General features: G+C 30.8%; 20 protein-coding genes. 9 read left to right on the forward strand and 11 right to left on the reverse strand.

Translation table 11 applies throughout. The annotated features are described in order from the left end of the window. Positions 1–11: 11 nt before the first annotated feature. The 5 genes from AC27L2_RS02975 to AC27L2_RS02995 form a co-directional block, all read right to left on the reverse strand. Entirely contained in the window at positions 12–887 is an 876-nt protein-coding gene (locus tag AC27L2_RS02975) for a DMT family transporter (protein ID WP_487210177.1), read from the reverse strand. Between the two features lie 300 nt (positions 888–1187). After that, the gene (locus tag AC27L2_RS02980; protein WP_487210178.1) at positions 1188–2531 is read right to left on the reverse strand and encodes a uridine kinase family protein; all 1344 of its coding nucleotides are present in this window, start codon (positions 2529–2531) and stop codon (positions 1188–1190) included. Positions 2532–2606: 75 nt separating this feature from the next. Next, positions 2607–3248, reverse strand: a complete 642-nt coding sequence (locus AC27L2_RS02985; protein ID WP_487210179.1) for a SagB/ThcOx family dehydrogenase — start codon at positions 3246–3248, stop codon at positions 2607–2609. Positions 3249–3263: 15 nt separating this feature from the next. Further along, complete coding sequence (locus AC27L2_RS02990) at positions 3264–4502, reverse strand: lipase family protein (RefSeq protein ID WP_487210180.1); 1239 nt, start codon at positions 4500–4502, stop codon at positions 3264–3266. Beyond that, positions 4499–5260 carry an SDR family NAD(P)-dependent oxidoreductase gene (locus tag AC27L2_RS02995; RefSeq protein ID WP_487210181.1) on the reverse strand — a complete coding sequence of 254 codons (762 nt, stop codon included), beginning with the start codon at positions 5258–5260 and terminating at the stop codon, positions 4499–4501. The genes AC27L2_RS02990 and AC27L2_RS02995 overlap by 4 nt, the downstream gene beginning before the upstream one ends. A 140-nt stretch (positions 5261–5400) precedes the next feature. Here AC27L2_RS02995 and AC27L2_RS03000 point away from each other — a divergent pair, with 140 nt between their 5' ends. Genes AC27L2_RS03000 through AC27L2_RS03030 form a run of 7 tightly spaced genes read left to right on the forward strand, consistent with a single transcriptional unit; the run spans position 5401 to position 12027 of the window. Continuing rightward, positions 5401–5964, forward strand: coding sequence for a DUF3109 family protein (locus AC27L2_RS03000; protein ID WP_487210182.1), 564 nt, complete (start codon positions 5401–5403; stop codon positions 5962–5964). A 3-nt stretch (positions 5965–5967) separates the two neighbouring features. After that, complete coding sequence (gene rpoN, locus AC27L2_RS03005; RefSeq protein WP_487210183.1) at positions 5968–7443, forward strand: RNA polymerase factor sigma-54; 1476 nt, start codon at positions 5968–5970, stop codon at positions 7441–7443. Continuing rightward, positions 7440–8087 carry a methyltransferase family protein gene (locus AC27L2_RS03010; protein ID WP_487210184.1) on the forward strand — a complete coding sequence of 216 codons (648 nt, stop codon included), beginning with the start codon at positions 7440–7442 and terminating at the stop codon, positions 8085–8087. The genes rpoN and AC27L2_RS03010 overlap by 4 nt, the downstream gene beginning before the upstream one ends. Continuing rightward, the gene (gene hslV, locus AC27L2_RS03015; protein ID WP_487210185.1) at positions 8088–8621 is read left to right on the forward strand and encodes an ATP-dependent protease subunit HslV; all 534 of its coding nucleotides are present in this window, start codon (positions 8088–8090) and stop codon (positions 8619–8621) included. Positions 8622–8639: 18 nt separating this feature from the next. Further along, positions 8640–10004 carry an ATP-dependent protease ATPase subunit HslU gene (gene hslU / locus AC27L2_RS03020; RefSeq protein ID WP_487210186.1) on the forward strand — a complete coding sequence of 455 codons (1365 nt, stop codon included), beginning with the start codon at positions 8640–8642 and terminating at the stop codon, positions 10002–10004. Positions 10005–10024: 20 nt separating this feature from the next. Next, positions 10025–10681 (forward strand): HAD family acid phosphatase, encoded by a 657-nt coding sequence (locus AC27L2_RS03025; RefSeq protein WP_487210187.1) that lies wholly within the window; start codon positions 10025–10027, stop codon positions 10679–10681. A 38-nt stretch (positions 10682–10719) separates the two neighbouring features. Beyond that, the gene (locus tag AC27L2_RS03030; RefSeq protein ID WP_487210188.1) at positions 10720–12027 is read left to right on the forward strand and encodes a polysaccharide deacetylase family protein; all 1308 of its coding nucleotides are present in this window, start codon (positions 10720–10722) and stop codon (positions 12025–12027) included. Between the two features lie 25 nt (positions 12028–12052). On the opposite strand, the gene AC27L2_RS03035 is transcribed toward AC27L2_RS03030, so the two are convergent. The 6 genes from AC27L2_RS03035 to AC27L2_RS03060 form a co-directional block, all read right to left on the reverse strand. Further along, on the reverse strand, positions 12053–12430 hold the full coding sequence (locus AC27L2_RS03035) for a hypothetical protein (RefSeq protein ID WP_487210189.1): 378 nt from the start codon (positions 12428–12430) through the stop codon (positions 12053–12055). Between the two features lie 3 nt (positions 12431–12433). Further along, positions 12434–15517, reverse strand: coding sequence for an HsdM family class I SAM-dependent methyltransferase (locus AC27L2_RS03040; RefSeq protein WP_487210190.1), 3084 nt, complete (start codon positions 15515–15517; stop codon positions 12434–12436). After that, positions 15507–15824 (reverse strand): UPF0758 domain-containing protein, encoded by a 318-nt coding sequence (locus AC27L2_RS03045; protein ID WP_487210191.1) that lies wholly within the window; start codon positions 15822–15824, stop codon positions 15507–15509. The genes AC27L2_RS03040 and AC27L2_RS03045 overlap by 11 nt, the downstream gene beginning before the upstream one ends. Positions 15825–15993: 169 nt before the next feature. Beyond that, the gene (uvrB, locus tag AC27L2_RS03050; RefSeq protein ID WP_487210192.1) at positions 15994–18009 is read right to left on the reverse strand and encodes an excinuclease ABC subunit UvrB; all 2016 of its coding nucleotides are present in this window, start codon (positions 18007–18009) and stop codon (positions 15994–15996) included. A 103-nt stretch (positions 18010–18112) separates the two neighbouring features. Next, positions 18113–19681: an N-acetylmuramoyl-L-alanine amidase gene (locus AC27L2_RS03055; RefSeq protein WP_487210193.1), complete on the reverse strand. Its 1569-nt coding sequence runs from the start codon at positions 19679–19681 to the stop codon at positions 18113–18115. A 5-nt stretch (positions 19682–19686) separates the two neighbouring features. Further along, the gene (locus AC27L2_RS03060; RefSeq protein ID WP_487210194.1) at positions 19687–20274 is read right to left on the reverse strand and encodes a methyltransferase family protein; all 588 of its coding nucleotides are present in this window, start codon (positions 20272–20274) and stop codon (positions 19687–19689) included. A gap of 166 nt (positions 20275–20440) precedes the next feature. Here AC27L2_RS03060 and AC27L2_RS03065 point away from each other — a divergent pair, with 166 nt between their 5' ends. Continuing rightward, complete coding sequence (locus AC27L2_RS03065) at positions 20441–20974, forward strand: hypothetical protein (RefSeq protein WP_487210195.1); 534 nt, start codon at positions 20441–20443, stop codon at positions 20972–20974. Further along, on the forward strand, positions 20974–21612 hold the full coding sequence (locus AC27L2_RS03070; protein WP_487210196.1) for a hypothetical protein: 639 nt from the start codon (positions 20974–20976) through the stop codon (positions 21610–21612). Before AC27L2_RS03065 ends, AC27L2_RS03070 begins: the two co-directional genes overlap by 1 nt. Positions 21613–21618 lie beyond the last annotated feature (6 nt).

A 21618-nucleotide genomic window follows, 5' to 3' on the forward strand; every position in this document is an offset into this window, starting at 1 on the left:
CTTTTCAAAAATTATTTTCGATTAACGAGTATTACACCAATAATAATAACAATTCCACTAAACAAAGTAAAAAAAGAAATTTCTTCTTTAAGAAATATCCATGCTGTAAAAACAGTAACAAAAGGTTCAATGTAAAGAAATGCCCCCACTTTTGATGATTCCATTTCACTCATTGCCTGAGCCCAGAGCACATAAGCTAAACCAGAACAAAAAATTCCTAAAAAGATTAACGCAGACCAGCTTATTGCTGAAAGATGAAAAAGTGAATTAATATTTTTTGAATTAATTGTAAAAGGAACAAGAATGATGGACATCATTAAGAATAAATAAAGAATTGTCATCAATGGAGAATAATGAACAGAAATTTTTTTATTAACAAAAGAATAAATACTCCATGTAAATGAACTTGCAAGAATTAGAAAATCTCCTTTGTTAGAAATAAAATCTATTGAAGAAATATTCCCTTTGCTTATCAATAAAATTAATCCAGTAAAAGAAATCAAAATTCCAATTAATTGAGTAGATGTTATTTTTTCTTTGAAGAAGATTATTCCAAGAATTGTCATAAACACAGGAGTAATGCCAATTATCCAGCCAGTGTTAGATGCGGTTGTATGTTTCAAACCATTAAGTTGAATCCATAGATGGAATGTTGCAATTAAAGAAAGAATAAAAATATAAGTGTGATCGTGAAGATTAATTGCAAAGCTTTTCTTTTGTTGAATTGCAATAACAGATAAGAATAAAACTGCAAGAATCTGTCTGATTAAAATTATTAAAAGTGGCTCAAGCTCGTTTAATAAAAATTTTGTGGCTATAAAAGACCCACCCCAGATAACAACAGAAGTTAATGGTTTTAATGCACTTTTATAACTTTTTGAATTCATATTTAATCAAAAATAAATTAAATGGCTTGTAAAAAAGCAAAGTATGGAAATAAAAAACAAGCTTTGATTTATGCTGAATATTTTAATTGAGAGACTGAATTTTTGGTGGTAAAAATTTTTTGAATTAAGATATGTTATTGACAATAATGTGAATGATATAATTTTTCATAACAAGAAAGACCATCATTTTAGAAGTAATTACAAGCTTAAACGCACTAAACTTTCTTGTAATTCGTAGGATGATCTTTGTTATACTTTAAAAATACTTCAAATAGTTTTGATGCAAATTTTTACTTTCTCTTAATGATATTTTAATGTGCTTCCTCCAATGAATTCTCTGAGCACTGAATCGCCTGGAATTGGTGAATCATCTTCTACAGGTTCAACTGATTCAAGCATTTTTCTTACTCTTGCTGCTCTTTCATATGCATCTTCTCTCAAGGGGTCGCCCTGATATTTATTTTCCCATTCTCTGAAATGTTCTAATAGTTTTGGACGATAAAGCGGTACCTCATAAGACATTGCTGTATTTATGATGTAATCAGCAGTATTGCAGTAAGGTAAAATATTCCTCTTCTCAGATGAACGAACATAATGCCAATGAAGTAGAGTTTGTTCTGGATTATATGCACGATGAACTGAATCTCTTAACATTCTGCGGATTAATCTTAAGTCTGTCCACCTAATGTATTTTCCATCTGGCATTTTCATCTGAAGTAGTGGTTCGAGATAAAGCTTAAATTTCTGTGCTGATGGAATTTCTTTGCTGAATTCTGGATATAATCCATGCAGACTGTCAATCAACAGTATTTCATCTTTTTCTATTTTGAGAGGGGTTCTGTCTAAATATCTTTTTCCTTCTTTGAAATCGTAATAAGGAATTTTTACTTCTTCGCCATTAGCTAATTTTTTTAGATGTTCATTTATTAGTTCAAGGTCTAATGCTTGAGGTGTTTCAAAATCATAATCACCGAATTCATCTTTTGGATGAAGTTCTAAATCAAAGAAATAATTATCAACAATTAAAGGGACAAACTTCATTCCCATTTTATTTAATCTTTGCTCAAGTTTTAATGTTGTAGTAGTTTTACCTGAAGAAGAAGGTCCGCTGACCATAACCATTTTTAATTCTTTGCTTCTTTCTTTAATTATTTCAGCAGCAGTATCGAGCTGAGTTTCATAAGCAGTTTCTGATTCATGAACAATTTGTGGAAATTCTCCTTTTCTAATTCTTTCGTTAAGAGCTTCAACTGTATGAAGATTATGAGATACAGCCCAGTCAAGTGAATTCCAAACTTTAGCCCAGGGAATAAATTCAGACGGTCTTGATAAATGTCGTGATTCTGCTCTTCTTCTTCTTGCTGCTTCTTCTCTATACAAAATAAATTCTTTAGCTACTTTGGCATGACCATTTTCAATCAACACTTTTTCAACCATATCTTGAATTTCTTCAACATGTGGTTTATAACCTTCTTCATATTTTTCTTCCAGTAAAGCAATGACCTGCTTTGCTAATTCTTCTGCGCGTTCTCTGTCGCGTCCACCCACAGCCACAGCTGCTCTGTAAATTACATTTACAATTCTTTCAGGATTGAATGGAACAATTGCCCCACTTCGTTTAATTACGTATTTGAATTTTCCCATTTTATTGCTCTTTTTTATTTACAAAAATAAGCAATTGAAATTGCGTTCTAAAATCAAGATTTAATTCATCTCTCTTTACTTCTTTGGATAACCTACTGTTTGTGCTAATATAACTTTTTGGTTCGAATTTAATTTCAATGCTTCAGGAAGTTTTTCTTTGTTTACCATTCCTCTTACAACACAAGCAAGTCCTTCAGATGCACAATACAAATAAACATTTTGAGCAATGAACCCACAATCTGCAGCTACAAATATTAATTTATCATCTTCATTTACTCGAGAAACTCTTGAAAAATCTGCAACATAAACTAAATTGAGTGGAGCAGTTTTAACAAAATCCTGAACCCCGCAATACTCTCTTATATCTTCTTTTGTTATAAGTTTGAGTTCATTATCTTTTGCATTGTAAAGATATGCACCATTTTTAAGTACAACATAAATATCATATTCCTGCCAATTCATTGCAGATGGAACAGTTCTTTTGCCGCTTTCAGGACGATTAATGCCGTAAGCTGCCCAAAGCAAATTTGATAATTCTTGAAGTGACAATTCTTTTGTCTCAAAATTTCTTGTTGAAGCGCGAAGTTTTAATGCTTGCATTAATGGTTTGCCAATTTCTGTTTGAGGTGCAGGAAGTTTAATTACATCAGTTTCTTGAGCTGTTAAAAATGATAGATTGATAAATAAAATAGTTATTGCAATAAAAATTTTTTTCATAATTACCTCCATAATTTATTTGATGCTTTTTATATATGTTGATTTAGAGGCAATCATTTTTTTGATTTTGAAATTTTCAAACCATTCCATTGCGCTTATTATGCTTGGTATTGCCGAGCTTGTATGAGTTCCATTTTTAATTGTAACAAGTTCTACATTTGCACCATGCGAGTTAAAATAATTTTGGGCTTTAAGAGAATTTTCATAAGGCACAAATTCATCTGCATCACCATGAAATAATTTTGTTGGCGAGGCAGGCACAAAATTTATAAGACTGTTTTCTTTAAGCGCAGCTGTGAAATCTTTTTCGCTTCCATCAAGAAAAGAATTTAAAAATTTTTGATTGAATAATTTTGTTAAGTCATTTGTCAGCTCAGCATTAATTTCAGATGTTGTTCTGGTGCCATCAAATAATTGTGATATTTTTTCTGCATATGGAGAATTAAAAATAGAGTCGATTTTATTCCAGCCATAAATTTCATTATAAGCTTTGATTAAGAAAGCAAGAAAAGATGGCTGAGTATAAAATTTATTTTTTAGAATTAATTGAGCTGTAAGATAAAGGTCGTATGCTCCAGCCATTGGTGCAGACGCAGTAATGTTAATTTCACTTCTATAATTTTTTTCAATTTCTCTTTGAGCCGCGAGTGTTACATATCCGCCTTCAGAATATCCAATCAAAAACACCTGTCCATTTAGTTTTATACCGAGAATTTGTGCAGCTATTCTTGATGTCTTAATAAAATCAATTACAGCATCTGCAGAAGATTTTGCATGATGATAAGGATGAATAATGTTTGATTCACCAAGTCCAAGATAATCAGGAACAATTGTAAAATAACCAGCGGCAGCCCCTGCAATTCCTTCAATTGCATAATATGGATTTACTGAACCGACATTGCTTCTTTTGGCTTGAGTTCCATGATGAACACTCAGCATTGATAAATTATCAATTCCTTTTGGGATAAAAATTGAACCAGATGCTTTAACAATTCTGCCTTGAGGACTTAAGGTTGTGTAAATAATTTTATAAACATCAACATCATAAATAAATTTGGTTTTTAATGATTCATCAATGTTAAATCCTGCAGTAAGTGTTTTTAGATTATCTGCTTTAACACTGCTTAAAAATTCATAACTAATTAGTTCTGCACGTTGAATAAAAACAGGTTCAACTGGAAAATCATGTTCGCATGAAACGAAAAAGATAAGAAGCAGAAAGAAGATTAATATTTTTTTAATAAGATTTATCATTTTTTGTTAAAGTGTAACATTAAAAATTCATACAAACTTGAAGGCATACATCCAATTAATTTAGATGAAATTACAGTTGGCAGAGGAAATTGAATTATTCTTTTTTCTTTTTTGATGCCCTTTAAAATTATATCTGCAGCTTTTTCTGCAGACATTAAGAAAGGCATCTTAAATTCATTTTTGTCTGTCATAGGAGTTTTTACAAAACCAGGTTTAATGGTTATAACTTTTATTCCATGAGGTTTTAATTCTACTCTTAAACCCTCAAGAAAAATTGTTGCGGCTGCTTTGCTTGCACAGTAAAATCCGCTTTTAGAATATCCTCGATTATCAGCAAGACTCGAAACTCCTGCAATTATTCCATTTTTTCGTCTTAAGAAATCAGGAATCAAATTTTCAATCCAATAGATTAGACCAAAAAAATTTACTCCAAATGTTTCTTCTGCAAATTCTGAATTAAAGTTTTCAAGATTCATTCTGTAACCTACGCCGGCATTTAATATTGCAAGGTCAATTTCACCAATCTCTTTTTTAATTATTTCATAAGTGCTTTTAACTTCTTCTTTATTGCTTACATCGCACTTAAAAGGGAATATATCAGCAAAATACTTTTGTTCATCTCTAAATTTTTCGAGCAAATCCAATCGCCTCGCACACAAAATTAATTTACAGTTTTCTTTCGATAACTTTTCTGTTAATGCTTTTCCTATTCCAGAAGATGCTCCTGTTAAAAGAATTGTTTTACCTGTAAATTCCATAACCCTGAAATTTTTAATGTAAATTTATCTTTTACTTTTGAATTACACTAATCTGTATTTGCATTGAGAGTGCTATTTTTTCTATATTTTTTTAAAGAGAGAACAAAAATTCGTATCTTTTGAAAAAATAAAAGAGAATTATGGACATAGATTTTATAGAAGTAGAAAATGTTATGGTGAACTCAGAAATTTGGGAAACCAATTTTGAATGTGATTTATCAAAATGCAAAGGTGCATGCTGCACTATAGAAAGCCGTTATGGTGCACCATTAAAAGAAGAGGAAATAGAAATTATCAATAAATTGCTTCCAATAATAAAAGAATATTTACCCGATGAACATAAAAAAGAAATTGAAAAAAATGGTTTCTGGTTTAAAGTTTATGATGAAATAATGACAAGAAGCATTAACGATAGAGCCTGTGTATTTGTAACTTATGAAGGTGATGTTGCAAAGTGTGCAATTGAAAAAGCTTATAATGATGGAAAGATTGATTTTATCAAACCTATTTCCTGTCATTTATTTCCAATAAGGGTTTCTAAATTTGGGGGGCATGTTTTAAGATTTGAAAAGTATTCTGAATGCCAGCCCGCACTTGAAAAAGGGAATAAAACTTCAACAACTATATTTAATTTTTGCAAAAGTGCACTTGAACGGGCATTCGGAAAAGATTGGGTTTTGAAAACAAAAAAGGTAATCGGGTAAACTATGTTATCGTTACAACAAAAAATAGCATTACAACAAAAACTTTCACCACAGCAGATTCAGTATCAAAAATTACTTCAGTTAAATACATTAGCTTTAGAACAAAGAATTAAAACCGAACTCGAGTTGAACCCGATACTTGAAGAAACTTTGGAAGAAGAAGTATCGCTGGAACAACTCGAAGAAGAAACAGACAATCAGGAAGAAATTACTCTTGATGATGAAGAAGAGGAAACATACAACAGCAAAGAAGATGAATTCGATTTAGAAGATTTTATGAATGATGCTGAATATGAGTATGAATTTGACAGATTGAACAGAAGCCAGGATGAAGAAAAATTTTATCCAGTTGCACCACAAAGAAAATCTTTGAGAGACAGCTTAATTGATCAGCTTCATATGCTCGATTTATCAGAAGAGGAAATGATTCTTGGAGAAAATATTATTGGTGCTCTCGATAAAGATGGATACTTCAAAGAGGACCTTGAAAAATTTGTGAACGATTTAAAATTATTTGAAGGAATTGATGTAGATGTAAAAAAAGCAGAAAAAGTCTTAAGCTTAATTCAAACACTTGACCCGCCGGGACTCGGTGCAAGAAATCTTCAGGAATGTCTTTTAGTTCAAATAAGAAATTCCTCTTTTGACCCTTATTATTCATACATAGCTGAAAAAATTCTTGAAAAACATTTTGATGATTTTGTAAATAAGAGATTTGATAACATTCAGAAAAATCTTAATCTCTCAAAAGAAACTCTGAAAACTGCAATAAGTATTATTCAAAAATTAAATCCAAAACCAGGAGAAGGAAATATTGATGCAGAAGAAGTAAATCAAATTACTCCTGATTTTATAATTGAAAAAGTTGATGATAATTATATTGTTACTTTGAATGATAAGAATGTGCCTTCAGTAACAATCAGCAAAACTTATCTTGAAATGCTTGAATCGAACAAACGAAAAAGAAAAATATCAGAAAGAGAGAAAGAAACACATAAATTTTTACGTGAGAAATTTGAATCGGCTAAGTGGTTTATTGCTTCACTTCAACAAAGAAGACACACACTTTTGAAAATAATGCAGACAATTCTCGAAAAGCAATATGAGTTTTTTGAAAATGGTCCAAAGTATTTGAAGCCAATGATATACAAAGACATTGCAGATGAAGTTGGAATGGATATTTCAACAATAAGCCGTGTTGTAAATGGAAAGTATGTTCAAAGTCCACAAGGTATTCATGAATTAAAATATTTCTTCAGTGAAGGACTTTCTACAGACAGCGGAGATGAAATTTCCAACAAACACATTAAAGAATTGATTAAAGAAATTTGTGAAAACGAACCCAAAGATAATCCATACAGTGATGATAAAATTGCAAGCATACTTCAGGAAAAAGGAATTCATATTGCAAGGAGAACTGTTGCTAAGTATAGAGAACAACTAAAAATTCCTATTGCCCGGCTGCGCAAAAAATTATGATTGTAGATATTTTCTTAATTGTTCTTTTATTCTCAATTTTTGCTTTCTCTCATACTTTTCTTGCTTCAAGCAGAATAAAAAGTGAGCTGATTAAAAACATTGGAGAAAAAATTGCTTTCTATCGATTCTTCTATAATTTTATTTCTATCATTCTGTTTCTTGTTTTTTATTTCCTTTCTCCCAAACCCCACATATTAATTTATGACTTACATTATCCTTTTGATATTGTTACATTTGTAGCTCAAGTTATTTCTTTTGCAGGATTAATCTGGTCATTAAAAGGAATTGACCTGAAAGAATTTGCAGGAATATCTCAGATAATAAGATTTTTGAAAAACGAATATAAAATTGAAGACGCCGATGCAAAAGAATCTTTTAGAATAAATGGAGCTGGTAAGTATGTTCGTCATCCAGTTTATTTTTTCTCGATTTTATTTTTAGGATTAAGACCATCAATGGATTTATTCTATTTTGTTACTTTCATTTGTGTTGTAATTTATTTTTATATTGGTTCAATTTATGAAGAAAAGAAATTAGCAGAAAAATTTGGAATTGCATATTTAGAATATCAAAAACATGTTCCAAGATTATTTCCATACAAAATATTTTTCAAAAAAGAATCAAAAATTTTTCAGGAGAAATAAATGAAAGTTCGTTCAACAACAATAATTGGAGTTATTAAAGACGGCAAAGCTGCTTTGGGTGGTGATGGTCAGGTAACACTCGGCAATACAGTTATGAAACATAACTCTGTAAAGATTAGAAAATTATTAAATGGAAAAGTGTTATGCGGATTTGCGGGTTCTACTGCCGATGCATTTACACTGCTTGAAAGATTCGAAGAAAAACTCGAAGCCTACAGCGGAAATGTTAACAGAGCAGTTGTTGAATTGGCTAAAGACTGGAGAACTGATAAATACTTAAGAAGACTCGAAGCAATGCTTGCAGTTTTATCTCAGGAAAAAGCATTTATTGTATCAGGCACTGGAGATGTAATTGAACCAGAAGATAATATCGTTGCTATCGGAAGCGGTGGAATGTATGCTCTTGCAGCTGCAAAGATGCTGAAAAAATACAGCAACTTATCAGCAAAGGAAATTGTAGAAGAGGCACTTAAAACTGCAGCAGAAATTTGTATTTACACAAATGACAGAATAACAGTTGAAGTTATTGAATAAAAAGTTTGGAGAAATTTTATGAACAACAATTTAATGAAACAACTTACTCCTTCACAAATTGTTAAAGAACTCGATAAATATATAATTGGACAGGACGAAGCAAAAAGAGCAGTTGCAATTGCTTTGAGAAACAGATGGCGCCGTCAAAAAGTTGAAGAAAGTATTAAAGAAGAAATAATGCCAAATAATATTATTCTCATCGGTCCTACTGGAGTTGGAAAAACAGAAATTGCAAGAAGACTTGCAAAACTTGCCGGTGCTCCATTCGTTAAAGTTGAAGCTTCAAAATATACTGAGGTTGGTTATGTGGGACGTGATGTTGAATCAATGATTCGTGATTTAACAGAAATTGCAGTCAACATGGTTCGCTCTGAAAAAACCCTTGAAGTTAAAGAAAAAGCAGAAAGATTGGCAGAAGAAAAAATTCTCGATTATTTAATTCCTCCTATTAAAAAATCTGTTAAAGTTGAAGATGAAAATGGAGAAAGTGAAGAAGCTCGAAATGAAAGAACAAGAGAATGGATGAGAGAAAAATTACGCAAAGGTGAACTTGATGAAAGAATGATAGAATTTGATGTTTCAACTCCAGCTTTTGGAATGCAGGTGCTCGGTCCAATGGGAATGGATGATATTACAATGAATCTTCAGGATATGTTAAGCAGCATGATTCCAAAAAAGAAAAAGAAAAGAAAAACTACAATCAAAGAAGCACGACAAATTCTTGCACAGGAAGAAGCAGAAAAATTAATTGATATGGAAGCTGTTCAAAGAGAAGCTATTCAGCGTGTTCAAGAATCTGGAATTGTCTTCATCGATGAAATAGATAAAATTGCAGGAAGCAAAAGCACTCAAGGTCCTGATGTTTCCCGTGAAGGCGTTCAAAGAGATTTGCTTCCAATTGTTGAAGGTTCTACAGTTAATACAAAATATGGTCCTGTAAAAACAGAACACATTTTATTCATTGCATCAGGTGCATTCCATGTTTCAAAACCATCAGATTTAATTCCAGAACTTCAGGGCAGATTTCCAATTCGAGTTGAACTAAAAAGTTTGACCGAAGAAGATTTTATCAAAATTCTTACATTGCCAGAAAATGCTTTGCTCAAACAATATGCTGCACTGCTTCAAACAGAAGGAGTTCAAATTGAATTTACAGATGATGCAATAAAAGAAATTGCAAGAACTGCAGCAATCGTGAATGAACAGGTGGAAAATATTGGTGCAAGAAGACTTCATACAATCTTAACAACATTATTGGAAGATATTTTATTTGATGTGCCAGATAAAATGCCAGAATCAACAATTAAAATTACAGGAGAAATGGTTAAGCAGAAATTAGATAAAATTGTTAAGAACAGAGACCTCAGCAAATATATCCTTTAATAGTTTTTAAGAGAAATGATATGCGAATAAATAAATTCTTTTATTTACTGCTCATATTATTTTTATCCATTTCATGCAACTCATCTGATCCTGCAATAAAAATCATCAATCTTGATGCAGCTAAAAATGCTGTTCAAAATTATTATGAATCTGGTCTTTATGATTATGAATGTTCTAAAATTATTGATGATGCTATAAAGCATATAAATAAGATTAATACAAATGAACATTCTGCAGTTGTTTTTGATATTGATGAAACTGCACTATCGAATTATGAACACACAAAATCTATTGGATTTGGATTTGTAATGCAATTATGGAACAACTGGATTAAAGAAGGCAAAGCAAAAGCAATTAAAGAAACTAAAAGATTTTATGATTTCCTTATTTCAAAAAATATTCGTGTAATTTTTATTTCCGGCAGATATGAAGAATTAAGAGATGCAACAATAAAAAATTTGATTGAGCAAGGTTATACAAAATTCGATACTGTAATAACAAGAACAAAAGAAGAACATAATATTCCTGCTGCAGAATTTAAAGCAAAGAAAAGAGAAGAACTTGTTAAAAAGGGTTATGAAATTATTGCAAACATTGGCGATCAATGGAGTGATTTGGTTGGAGGGAATTCGGGTTACAAAATTAAACTACCAAATTATTTGTATTTGATTGATTAATGAGCGAAAACCTCATTTCAAATCAAGGGATTAAAATTATGAAAAAGAATTTATTGAAATTATTTCTGCTCTTAATTTTTCAAAATTACTATGCTCAGATTGATAAACCTTATGAAGTTGGCACCTGGTTTAATTTCTGTTCTGCTGCTGTAACTTATACATTTGATGATAACTGTTCTAATCAGTTGTTAAAAGTCGTTCCAATGTTTGATGAATTTGGTTATAAGTTAACATTGTTTACAGTTACAAACTGGGGACCAAATTGGACTGGATTACAAAAAGCTGCTGCAAATGGTCATGAAATAGCAAGTCACACTGTAACTCACACTTCGTTAAGCGGATTGTCTGATGAAAAGCAGAATACTGAATTATCTAATTCACAAGCAGCAATAAATTCAAGAATTACAAATCAGAAGTGTATTACATTTGCTTATCCATATTGTCAAACTGGAAATTATTCACTTGTAAGCAAATACTACATTGCAGCAAGAGGTTGTCAAGGATATGTAGAAAGCAGCACACCTTCTAATATTTACAATATCAGTTCAATAATCTGTGGGTCGGAAGGTTCTGTTAAACGAGTATCTGATTTTAATTCTAAAGCAGAAAATGCTGCAAGAACTAAAGGCTGGTGTGTTTATCTTCTTCATGGAATTGATAATGATGGAGGATATTCACCTCTTTCATCTGATACTTTAAGAAAAAGTTTAGAATACCTAAAAACAAATGAAGAAAGATTCTGGGTATCAACTTTTGCAAATGTTGTTAAATATATCAAAGAAAGAAACAGCATTCGTGTAAAAGAAATTTACAACAGTGATGATACAATTAAAGTTAGTGTAACAGATACACTCGATAATAATTTATTTAATCATGCTATCACAATACGAAGACCATTGCCAACTAACTGGCAAAATTGTGTTGTCAAGCAGAATGGTTCCGAGATTTCATACAAATTAGTTCAGATAAATTTTTCTAATTATGTGATGTTTAATCCAATCCCTGATAATGGAGAAGTGTTGTTAATTAAAAATAATGTTACAGATTTAAGAGAAGCAGCATTAACACAAAAAGTTACTACACCATATTTGTATGATAATTATCCGAATCCATTTAATCCCGAAACAATAATCAGTTATAATCTGCCCAAAGCAAGTTATGTTATATTAAAAGTTTTTGATGTGATGGGGAAAGAAATCGCAGTGTTGGTAAATGACTATAAAGAAGCAGGTAGACATGAAATAAAATTTTCTTCAGATGAATATAAACTTTCAAGTGGAATTTATTTTTATACACTTCAAGCAGGAAATCAATTTTATGTTAAGAAGATGGTGTTGATGAGATAATTCCTATAGGAAATAAAGTCTGCATTTACTTTGTAATTTCAAGATAAACTTCGTATCTAACTTTAGCTCTGATTCTTGGATCACGTATGCCGTCCAAATTCATTTCAATTATTTCTTCAGTTTTTCTTTTTAATTCTTCAAGTTCGGGGAGTATTTGTTTCAAGTATTCTAAATCTTTTGGGACAAAAATTTCATCCATTCCAATATCAGCAAAAACTTGTATATAACGTGCTTCTTCTTCTGAATTGCATTCTATAATTTCATTATCAAGAATAATTTTCCAGCCAAATAAATCTTTTTCGATCTTTATTTTATTTGCATTAATCGGAATTACTCTCTTAATTCTTAAATTTTCAGGTAAAGAGAGTATTTTTTCTCTATAGAATTGTCCTATCTTTTTCATCTTTTACATCTCCTCAATTTGATTAACAATAGAATTCTTTAGTTGCTCTATATCAATCTCAAGTTTAGTGTTATTTTTATTTTCACTGTTTTTAGCTTTTTCAATTCTTGATTTAACCAAATCTACTACTGCACGATAAACTTCGAGTTGTTCACTATCAGATAATCCAAGAATTTCTTCCATAATTATTTTGTCTAATTCTCTTCTTTCAATTTTGATTTTATCAAGTGTAATTTCTTCAGGGTTGGGAGCTATTTCTACAAAAATTGATTCTGCATTACTTTTGCATAAGTTATTAAATTTTTCCGTAAGATTCTTTTTAATTTTTGTTGAAATTACTTTGGGGTTTGGTATCAATAAATTCTGAACAACAATTACATCAATATCTGCAATTGCCTGTGAACCAGTTAGTTGCCTGCATGTAAATTCAATGAAGAATCTTGTTAATGTTGAATTAAGAAGAGCAGCAAGAAGCAATTTTTCATTAGATTTTTTTGGAATTATGCCGTAGAGTTTTTTATCTTCAAATACATTATCATTTAAGAATACAGGCATTCTTTCACCCACCTTTGCAGGAAATATTAAAGGGGCATATTCCCATCCGATACCTAAACTATACCACGGATGCGGACTGCGTGAAGCACATGTTGGTCTTTTATGATAATTCTGTTTTTCTCCCCAATTTATGTACTTGAGCAAATTTGTTCCTGTTAATTTCTCTTTTGGTTTGTTGCAAATAATCACTTTATACTTTAATGCTTCTTTATCAATCTTGTATCCTTTTATTTCTTTTAATGAAAAAATTACAGGTTGCAAAAATTTTTTTTCTATTCCTCTTTGTTTTATTTCTTCATCTGTAAGATAGAAAAATTCATTTGCACCAGTCTTTATACCAAATCTTATATTCGCAAAATTTTTTAATGGTGCAAATTTTTCTTTTCCTTTTTTTAGAATTTTAAAAAGAATTTCCGGAGCTCTAATATATTTTCCCCATTTTGCCCCAACAAATTTTTTTTCTTCTTTATCATAACCTTCTTTCCACAGTTCACGCTGAGTTATTGGAAAAATTCTCAATTCATCATTTTCGTAAAAGTGATTATGAGCAAGGATTGTTCTTTTGAGTTTATCAATTGCATTAATTCTTTCAATTTGTTTTTCCCACATATCATTTGCGGGGGGAATAAAATTTCTTAAAGGTTTTTTTAGATACACAAAGCGAACAATGTTTTCATTTCGTTCTTTTTCGTTGTTACATTTTTGCAGAATTACAATGCAAGTATTTACATCAGCATCTTCAAACCATCGTTCGACTTTCGATTCAATAATTGAAATGATTTTATAATTTTTAAGAAAGAATTCTTGTAAGCCTTTTCCATATTCTACATCGAGCCATGAATTGGAAACAATAAATCCAAAGTATCCTCCCTCTCTTAAAAATTTTGTACCATGAACAAAAAAGTAAGCGTGAATTCCTGCTCGTTTGCTTATATCAGCAATTTTATTGTTTCCGATAGATAGAGCACTTTCAATTAATTTTTCTTTTTCAGTTCCGATATCAGGTATTTCTTCCTGTCTTGTGTAAGGAGGATTACCAACAATAGCATCAAACCAACGGGGATAAATAATATCTCTATCGTGTAAAGTAAGTGTTTTGGCTTTAGAATTACGCCATTTTTCTAAATCAAAACCTTCACTGCCAGCTTTGAGATTAAAAAAATCATCGTGTATTATATTTGGATAATTTTTGTCAGAAGCAAGGTCGTTTATTGCAAGGTTGATTGTTGCAAGATGAGCGGGGAACTTAGCAATATCAACACCCCATAAGGTTTCAAGAATTTTTTCGTGTTCTAATCTTTGATTTAATATTTTTTTGTGTTGATATGCTCTTACCAGAAAAGTTCCTGCACCACACGAAGGGTCAATAATTTTATCATTTTCATGATGTAAACAGAAATTTAATATCAAATCTACAACATCCGAGTTAGTAAAATACTGTCCCAATATATGTCTTTCTTCACCTGGTATTAAACTTTCGAATATTTTTCCAACTATGTCATAACCAAGCTTAGAGAAATCATATCTTTTTAGAACATTAACTAATTCTTTAATTTGATTAACAACTTCTTTTTCATCGGGGAAAGCAATAGTATCAATAAAATCAGTTGTAAAAATAGTTTCATAATCAATTTTTAAGACCTCATCAAAATAGTTTTGAAGAGTTTTCTTTAATAATTCACCTTTGGTAAGACTTTTAGGGATTTCAAGAGGGTCAAGCTCCTGAGGCCTTTTTGCTTGAAGGAGGTTATAAAAAAGAATTTTATTAACCAAAAGGTAAGCAGTTTGTCTTGCAGCTTTATCATAATCTTGAATTTGTTTAGTAAAACTCCAGCCTTGGTCTAAAAACCAATTTTTAAGTTTTTTATAAAATGTATGGTCTTTGTGAACCTGATCTTCAATTATGTTAGTATAGTGCTTAGAAAGAAATTTTATTTTTTCCTGTAACCTAAAGATTAAAAACTCATCGATTGCTTGCTTGGGTTCGGGTTCTTTGCCTGTGGAAACGGCAAATAGTTTTATTAAAAAATCTTCAAGAGATTTCTTAATCTTTTCACTAAATCTGGTTTGTTCAATTTCATCGAGATTTTCTATTTCAGATAAGTAATATTTTTCTATGATTTGCTCTTCTTCTGGTTTTAGTGCATTTACATTTTCTGTTTTATACCATATAAATGTTTTGAAATTTGTAATACAAAAATATTTTGCTTTTCTTTTTGTAGCTTTTTCTCGTGCAGGTTCTTTTAAGTCTTTTTCATCGAAAATATCGTAATAGGGTGGCTTGGCTTCAATAACACATAATACATTTTGACTTCTTCTCGATTCATAAATAACTGTATCAGGCATTTTTCTGTCTGTGCCTGAAGTTTCTACATCTGGCAAACCAAGGTCAATTTTATTCTTTTCAATTATCTCTCTCATCCAATGCATTAATATTGCTACTGCAGTGCGCTCAGTTTTATGAGATGAAAAGTTATATGGTGAAGGAAGAGAGATAGCAATTTCTTTTGATGTTTTTCTTTTATCTTTCATATTCAAGTTGTTTTATTACATCATTAACTATTCTTCTTGCTATTTCAAAAGCAGCAGCAAATCGAATTACTTTTACTTTTCCTATGCCTTTTATTTCAAGAAATTTTTTTAGAGGCTGGTTTGCCATTCCCTTAAATGAACCAAATTTATTAATAATTTCTTTTGCAATTTGTTCTGCTGATTTTTCTTTTGTTCCAGTCGAAATTAAAATTGCTAATAATTCAGCGTCAGTAAGTTTTTCTGCTCCAAGATGTAATAACTTACCTCCTGGATGTTTCCAATCATAATTATTTTGATTGTTTTTCATTTTTAATTAGAAAAATATTTGACTAAAAAGTAGGAAACTTCTCACCCTGATTTTTTTTGAATAATATAATGATTAATAGTTCTTGCGGTAATATAAAATCTTGCAATCAAACTGTAAATAATTTTTTTCATATTAATTATGTTTTGTGACAAGTAACTGTGTGGAGAAGTTATTTAATCAATTTCTTCAGTTTTTCAATTTCATCTCTTAGATAAGCTGCGCGTTCGAATTCAAGGTCACGTGCTGCTGCATACATTTCTTCTGTCATCTGTTCAATTAATTCCTGACGCTGCTCATTTGACATGTATTTTATTACTGGCTCTACAACTTTAAGCATTGTGGCTTCTTCTCTTTCATAATCTTTTCTTCTTACATCTGCAATCGAAGTCGATGAAAGAATTTCTTCAACACTTTTGTAGATTGTCTTTGGAGTAATGCCGTGTTTTTCATTGTATTCTTGTTGAAGTTTTCTTCTTCGATTTGTCTCTTCAATTGTTTTGCGCATCGATTCTGTAATTGTATCGGCATACATGATAACTTTTCCATTAACATTTCGAGCTGTTCTGCCTGCAGTTTGCATTAAAGATCTTTCACTTCTTAAAAATCCTTCTTTATCAGCATCAAGAATTGCAACAAGAGAAACCTCCGGCAAATCAAGTCCTTCACGGAGTAAATTTACTCCAACAAGAACATCAAAATCTCCCATTCGTAAATCACGAATTATTTCTACTCTTTCGAGTGCATCAATATCGCTGTGAATGTAACGAACTTTTATATTCAGCTTATCAAGGTAGTCTGTTAAATCTTCTGCCATTTTTTTTGTTAATGTTGTAACAAGAACTCTTTCATTTTTTTCAACTCTTTTTCTTATTTCTCCGATTAAATCATCAATTTGACCTTTAACTGGACGCACTTCAATTTCAGGGTCAATCAATCCAGTTGGACGAATAATTTGCTCAACATAAGAACCACCGCTTTTTTCAAGTTCATAATCTCCTGGAGTTGCGCTTACATAAATTACTTGATTAATCATTTCTTCAAATTCTTCGAACTTGAGAGGACGATTATCAAGTGCCGAAGGCAAACGAAATCCATATTCAACAAGTGTTTCTTTTCTTGATCTGTCTCCATTATACATTCCTCTTATTTGAGGAATTGTAACATGAGATTCATCAATAATCAGAAGATAATCTTTTGGGAAATAATCAAAAAGACAATAAGGACGAGAACCCGGTGGTCTGCCATCAAGATGTCTTGAATAATTTTCGATTCCAGAACAGTAACCAATTTCTCTCATCATTTCAATGTCGAATTTTGTTCGTTGCTCAAGTCTTTGTGCTTCAACATATTTTTCTTGTGACCAAAAATATTGCAGTCTTTCTTTTAGTTCTTCTTCAATTGATTGAATTGCGCGATTAATCTGGTCTTTGGTTGTTACAAAATATTTTGCTGGATAAATAGGAACGGATTCAACTTCTTTAATTACTTTTCCAGTCAACGAATCTATGATTGAAAGCCTTTCAATTTCATCTCCCCAAAATTCAACACGCACAGCTTCTTCATATTGATATGCTGGAATAATTTCAATTACATCTCCTCTTGCTCTAAAAGAACCTCTCGAAAATTCTGCATCGTTTCTTGTGTAGTAGATATCTATTAAATCTCTCATTAATTTTTTTCGTTCGATTGATTGACCTTTTCTTAAGAATAAAATTTGTCGAGCATATTCATCGGGTGCACCAATTCCATAGATGCAGGAAACACTGGCAACAATTATTACATCTCTTCTGCCCTCGATTAAAGCTGTTGTGGCTTTTAATCTTAATCTATCTATTTCTTCGTTTACAGAGAAATCTTTTTCAATGTATAAATCTCTCTTAACCACATAAGCTTCGGGTTGATAGTAATCATAGTAACTGATGAAAAATTCAACAGCATTATTTGGAAAGAAAGATTTGAATTCTGAATAGAGCTGAGCAGCAAGGGTTTTATTGTGAGAAATTACAAGTGTTGGCTTATTAATTTCTTTGATGACATGAGACATAGTAAAAGTTTTTCCACTGCCAGTTACCCCCAGCAGAACTTGATGCTTTAAACCCTTTCTTAATCCTTCGACAAGTTCTTTAATTGCTTTGGGCTGATCACCTGCAGGTTCATAGTTCGAGACTAATTCAAATTTTCTCATATTATTATTTTTGAAAAAGTGTAAACATTAATATAGAAAATCATAACAAAACATTTGAAAAATCGAAAGGGAAAAATTTTGAACATAGCTTAAAGAAATGATTTTATTTTTTATTTTCATTTTTAGAAAGAATATCAATTTCCTTATCGTAAAATTCTTTATACTTTATGATGGCATTAAATATTGCTTTTGCAATTTCATTTTGACCAGAATTGCTTTTAAGATAAGCTTCATCTTTTCGATTTGAAAGATAACCAGTTTCAATTAACACCGATGGCATTGATGCTCCAACAAGAACATAAAAACCTGCCTGCTTGATTCCGTTGGTTGGAATTTTTACTGTGTTCTTCCATTCTTCACTTAATAAATCTGAAAACATTTCTGAATATCTCATGTATTGTGAATGAGCCATTGTAACAAGAATAAAATTTTCATCTGTTAATTGCTGATAACGTTGAGGATTGTCTTCATATTTTATTACGCTGTTTTCAAACTCTGCAATTTCAATTGCTTCTTTTGTTCTGCCAGGTCTTAAAAGATAAACTTCAAAACCTCTATTTGAAATATTTTTTTGTGGAGTAGAATTACAGTGAATGGAGATAAAAAGTTTTCCTCCTGCTTCGTTTGCAATTTTCCCTCGTTTATATAATTCAATAAATTCATCTGACTTTCTTGTGTAAACTACTTTTACTGATGGCAAATTTTTTTCTACGAGCTTTCCAAGTTTAAGTGCAATATTAAGATTTATATCTTTTTCTTTTACACCAGTTATTCCAATTGCTCCAGGGTCTTTTCCTCCATGGCCCGCATCAATTACAACAACATCAAACTGCCATTTGGTTTTATCGTTATTCTTAATTTTTTCAATAAAATTTTTATTGTGAATTGTAAGGATAATATCATTCGAATCTTTGTCTTGAAAAATTTCTATGGTTGAGTAACCATCGTTTAAAGAAAATTCAAATTGACTGTTTTGTGCTGATGTTATTATAAATTTGCAATCTTTTATAAGTCCAGCTGCAGTTAAGTTTTTTGTTATATCTGGATTAACATTAGCATTAACAAAAAAAACATAGAGCACATTGTTATGAATTGAATATCGCGGCAGAATAATTTTTTTGTTTGCTTTGAAACGAATTAATGTCCCATTGATTTTTTCTTCAATTGAAATATCACTGATGTCATAGTTTTGCTCTGAAGTATTCCTTACTTTATTTTGATTCTTATTAGTTTCATCACGAATTGTCAAAGTTCTTGTGCTCGAATCAAAAATAAAATTTTTACTGGTAGCAATACTTAGATATTCCCTTATAAAATTTATTGGTATAAAAATATCATTATTGATTAGAAGAGTGCTCAACGGTAGCTGAAAAACTTCCTGAGAATTATTTTCTCTTTTTATCAAAACAATGAAACTGTTTTTTGCAGTTAATCTTAGTGTGTAATCTTGAAATTTTAATTCTACTTTTTGGGTTTCGGGATTGTAATAAAAATTTGCAGATAAGATTTCTGCTAATTCTTTTGAGGAAACAAATACATTTCCATTTTTTGAAATATAAGAAAGAGATAATTTTTCATTATTAATTTCAACAGAAATTTTTAATGTTCTTTGAGAATAAATACCACAGTGATAAATCAACAAAAAAAAGAATATTAACTTGAAAAGCCTCATAATTTTTATCCAATAAATGGAATGAAAAAGCCGCTCTGTTTTTTGTAATTAATAAATTCGTCCTTGAAATATTTTTCAAGTAGTTTTTCTTCGTAACGAGCACGCAAAACGAAAAGCGGCAATTCAACTAAAACAACAATCGGAACAATTAAATAATTAAACAAAGCAACTCCAGCGCCAAAGTCGCTTAATATTTGACACAAATATTGAGGATGCCTGATAAATTTGTACATGCCACTTTTAATTAACTTGTGTTCTTTAAGAATTACAATATCCTGAGTATAAAAATTTCCAAGAGATTTAAAAGCATAAACCTGAAGCCAGGAAAATATTATGAAAACTATTAGTCCAGAGATACGAATAATTTGAAATCTTTCTTCACTTTTAGTTGGCAGATTTCCAACATCAAAAATTCCAAGTATAATAAGAATTAAGATTAAAGCAGAAATATTTGGCGGTAGTTTTTGTAAATAAGTTTTTGGTTTTTCAACAACTTTTGTTAAAGAGACTTTTAAACCCTTCCTTGCACCGCTCCAATTTGCACTAATTGTAGCTATAAGATTAATTAGTATTAACAAATTTATTGGGTCCATATTGAAACCAATTTTAATTTGAGAAATAAATACCAGTTAAAATTACATATTAATGACAAAATTTTTTCATTTTGAATAAAATCACAATAATTATTTATAGCATAATATTTGTATAGCAATAATAGTGTATTTTGATTAATTTTTATATGAGTCAAAAGGTGTTGTTATGAATACAGGTCAAATGTTATTAACGATTGGAGCTATATTTCTTTTAAGCACAGTTATATTAACAGTAAACAGAGGTTTTCTAACTACAAATACAACGATGATTTCAAATCGCTATGGCATTATGGCATCATCATTAGCAACATCTATGATAGAGAGAGCAATAAGCAAAGCCTTTGATGAAAACTCGGACACAACTGAAGTAACAAATACAAGTCAATTAACTTTACCACAGAATTTAGGGCTTGATGCAGGGGAATCAAGAAACGACCCAAATTTATTAGATGATTTTGATGATTATAATTGTTATAGAAATATTCCTTACGTTGATGCAATTCAAATCGACCCTGCAGACCCATCAAAAAAACTCTATTTTAATACATTCTGCAGAGTAGATTATGTGAGCGACACAAATCCAAATAACCCAAGTACAACACGAACATGGCATAAAAGATTACAGGTTATTGTAACAAGTCCATCAATGGAAGATACAATAAGAATGTCAACAATTTATAGTTATTGGAATTTTAAATAATGGGATTCAGTACTTTATTAGACATACTTGGTTCAACGATTGTAGGCGGCTTACTGCTGATGATTCTTTTGAGAATGAATGATACAGCAGTGGAGAATAATTATTTATTCAGTGGAGAAAAAATTGTTCAGCAAAATCTTGTTGACCTTGTGCAATTAATTGAATATGATTTTAGAAAGATTGGTTACTGTGCAAATTGGTCAAGAATACCAGATCCAGCAAAAGCAATAATAAGTGCAACAGATACAAGTATAACATTTTTAACTGATGTTGCAATAAGCCAATCAAATTTAGAAGGAGATGGAATTCCTGATACATTAAAATATTTTCTGGGAAGTAAATCAGAACTAACATCAACTCCTAATCCAAATGATAGAATTTTATACAGAGTTGTAAATAATCAGCCAGTGAAAGGTTCAAATCTTGGTGTAACACAATTTAAGTTGACCTATTATGATGCTATGGGAGATACATTAAAACCAAGTGAAATGCCTTCGGAGCCTCCATTAGGCATATGTACAATTCAAATTGATGTGGCAGTAGAAAATCCAGCTGCATATGGCAATGATTATTCTGCTGAAAGAAAAGTTATTTGGCGACAAATAAGATTGGCAGCAAGAAATCTTAAGACAAGATAAGGAATT

Source organism: Rosettibacter sp. KY25, from assembly GCF_057554405.1.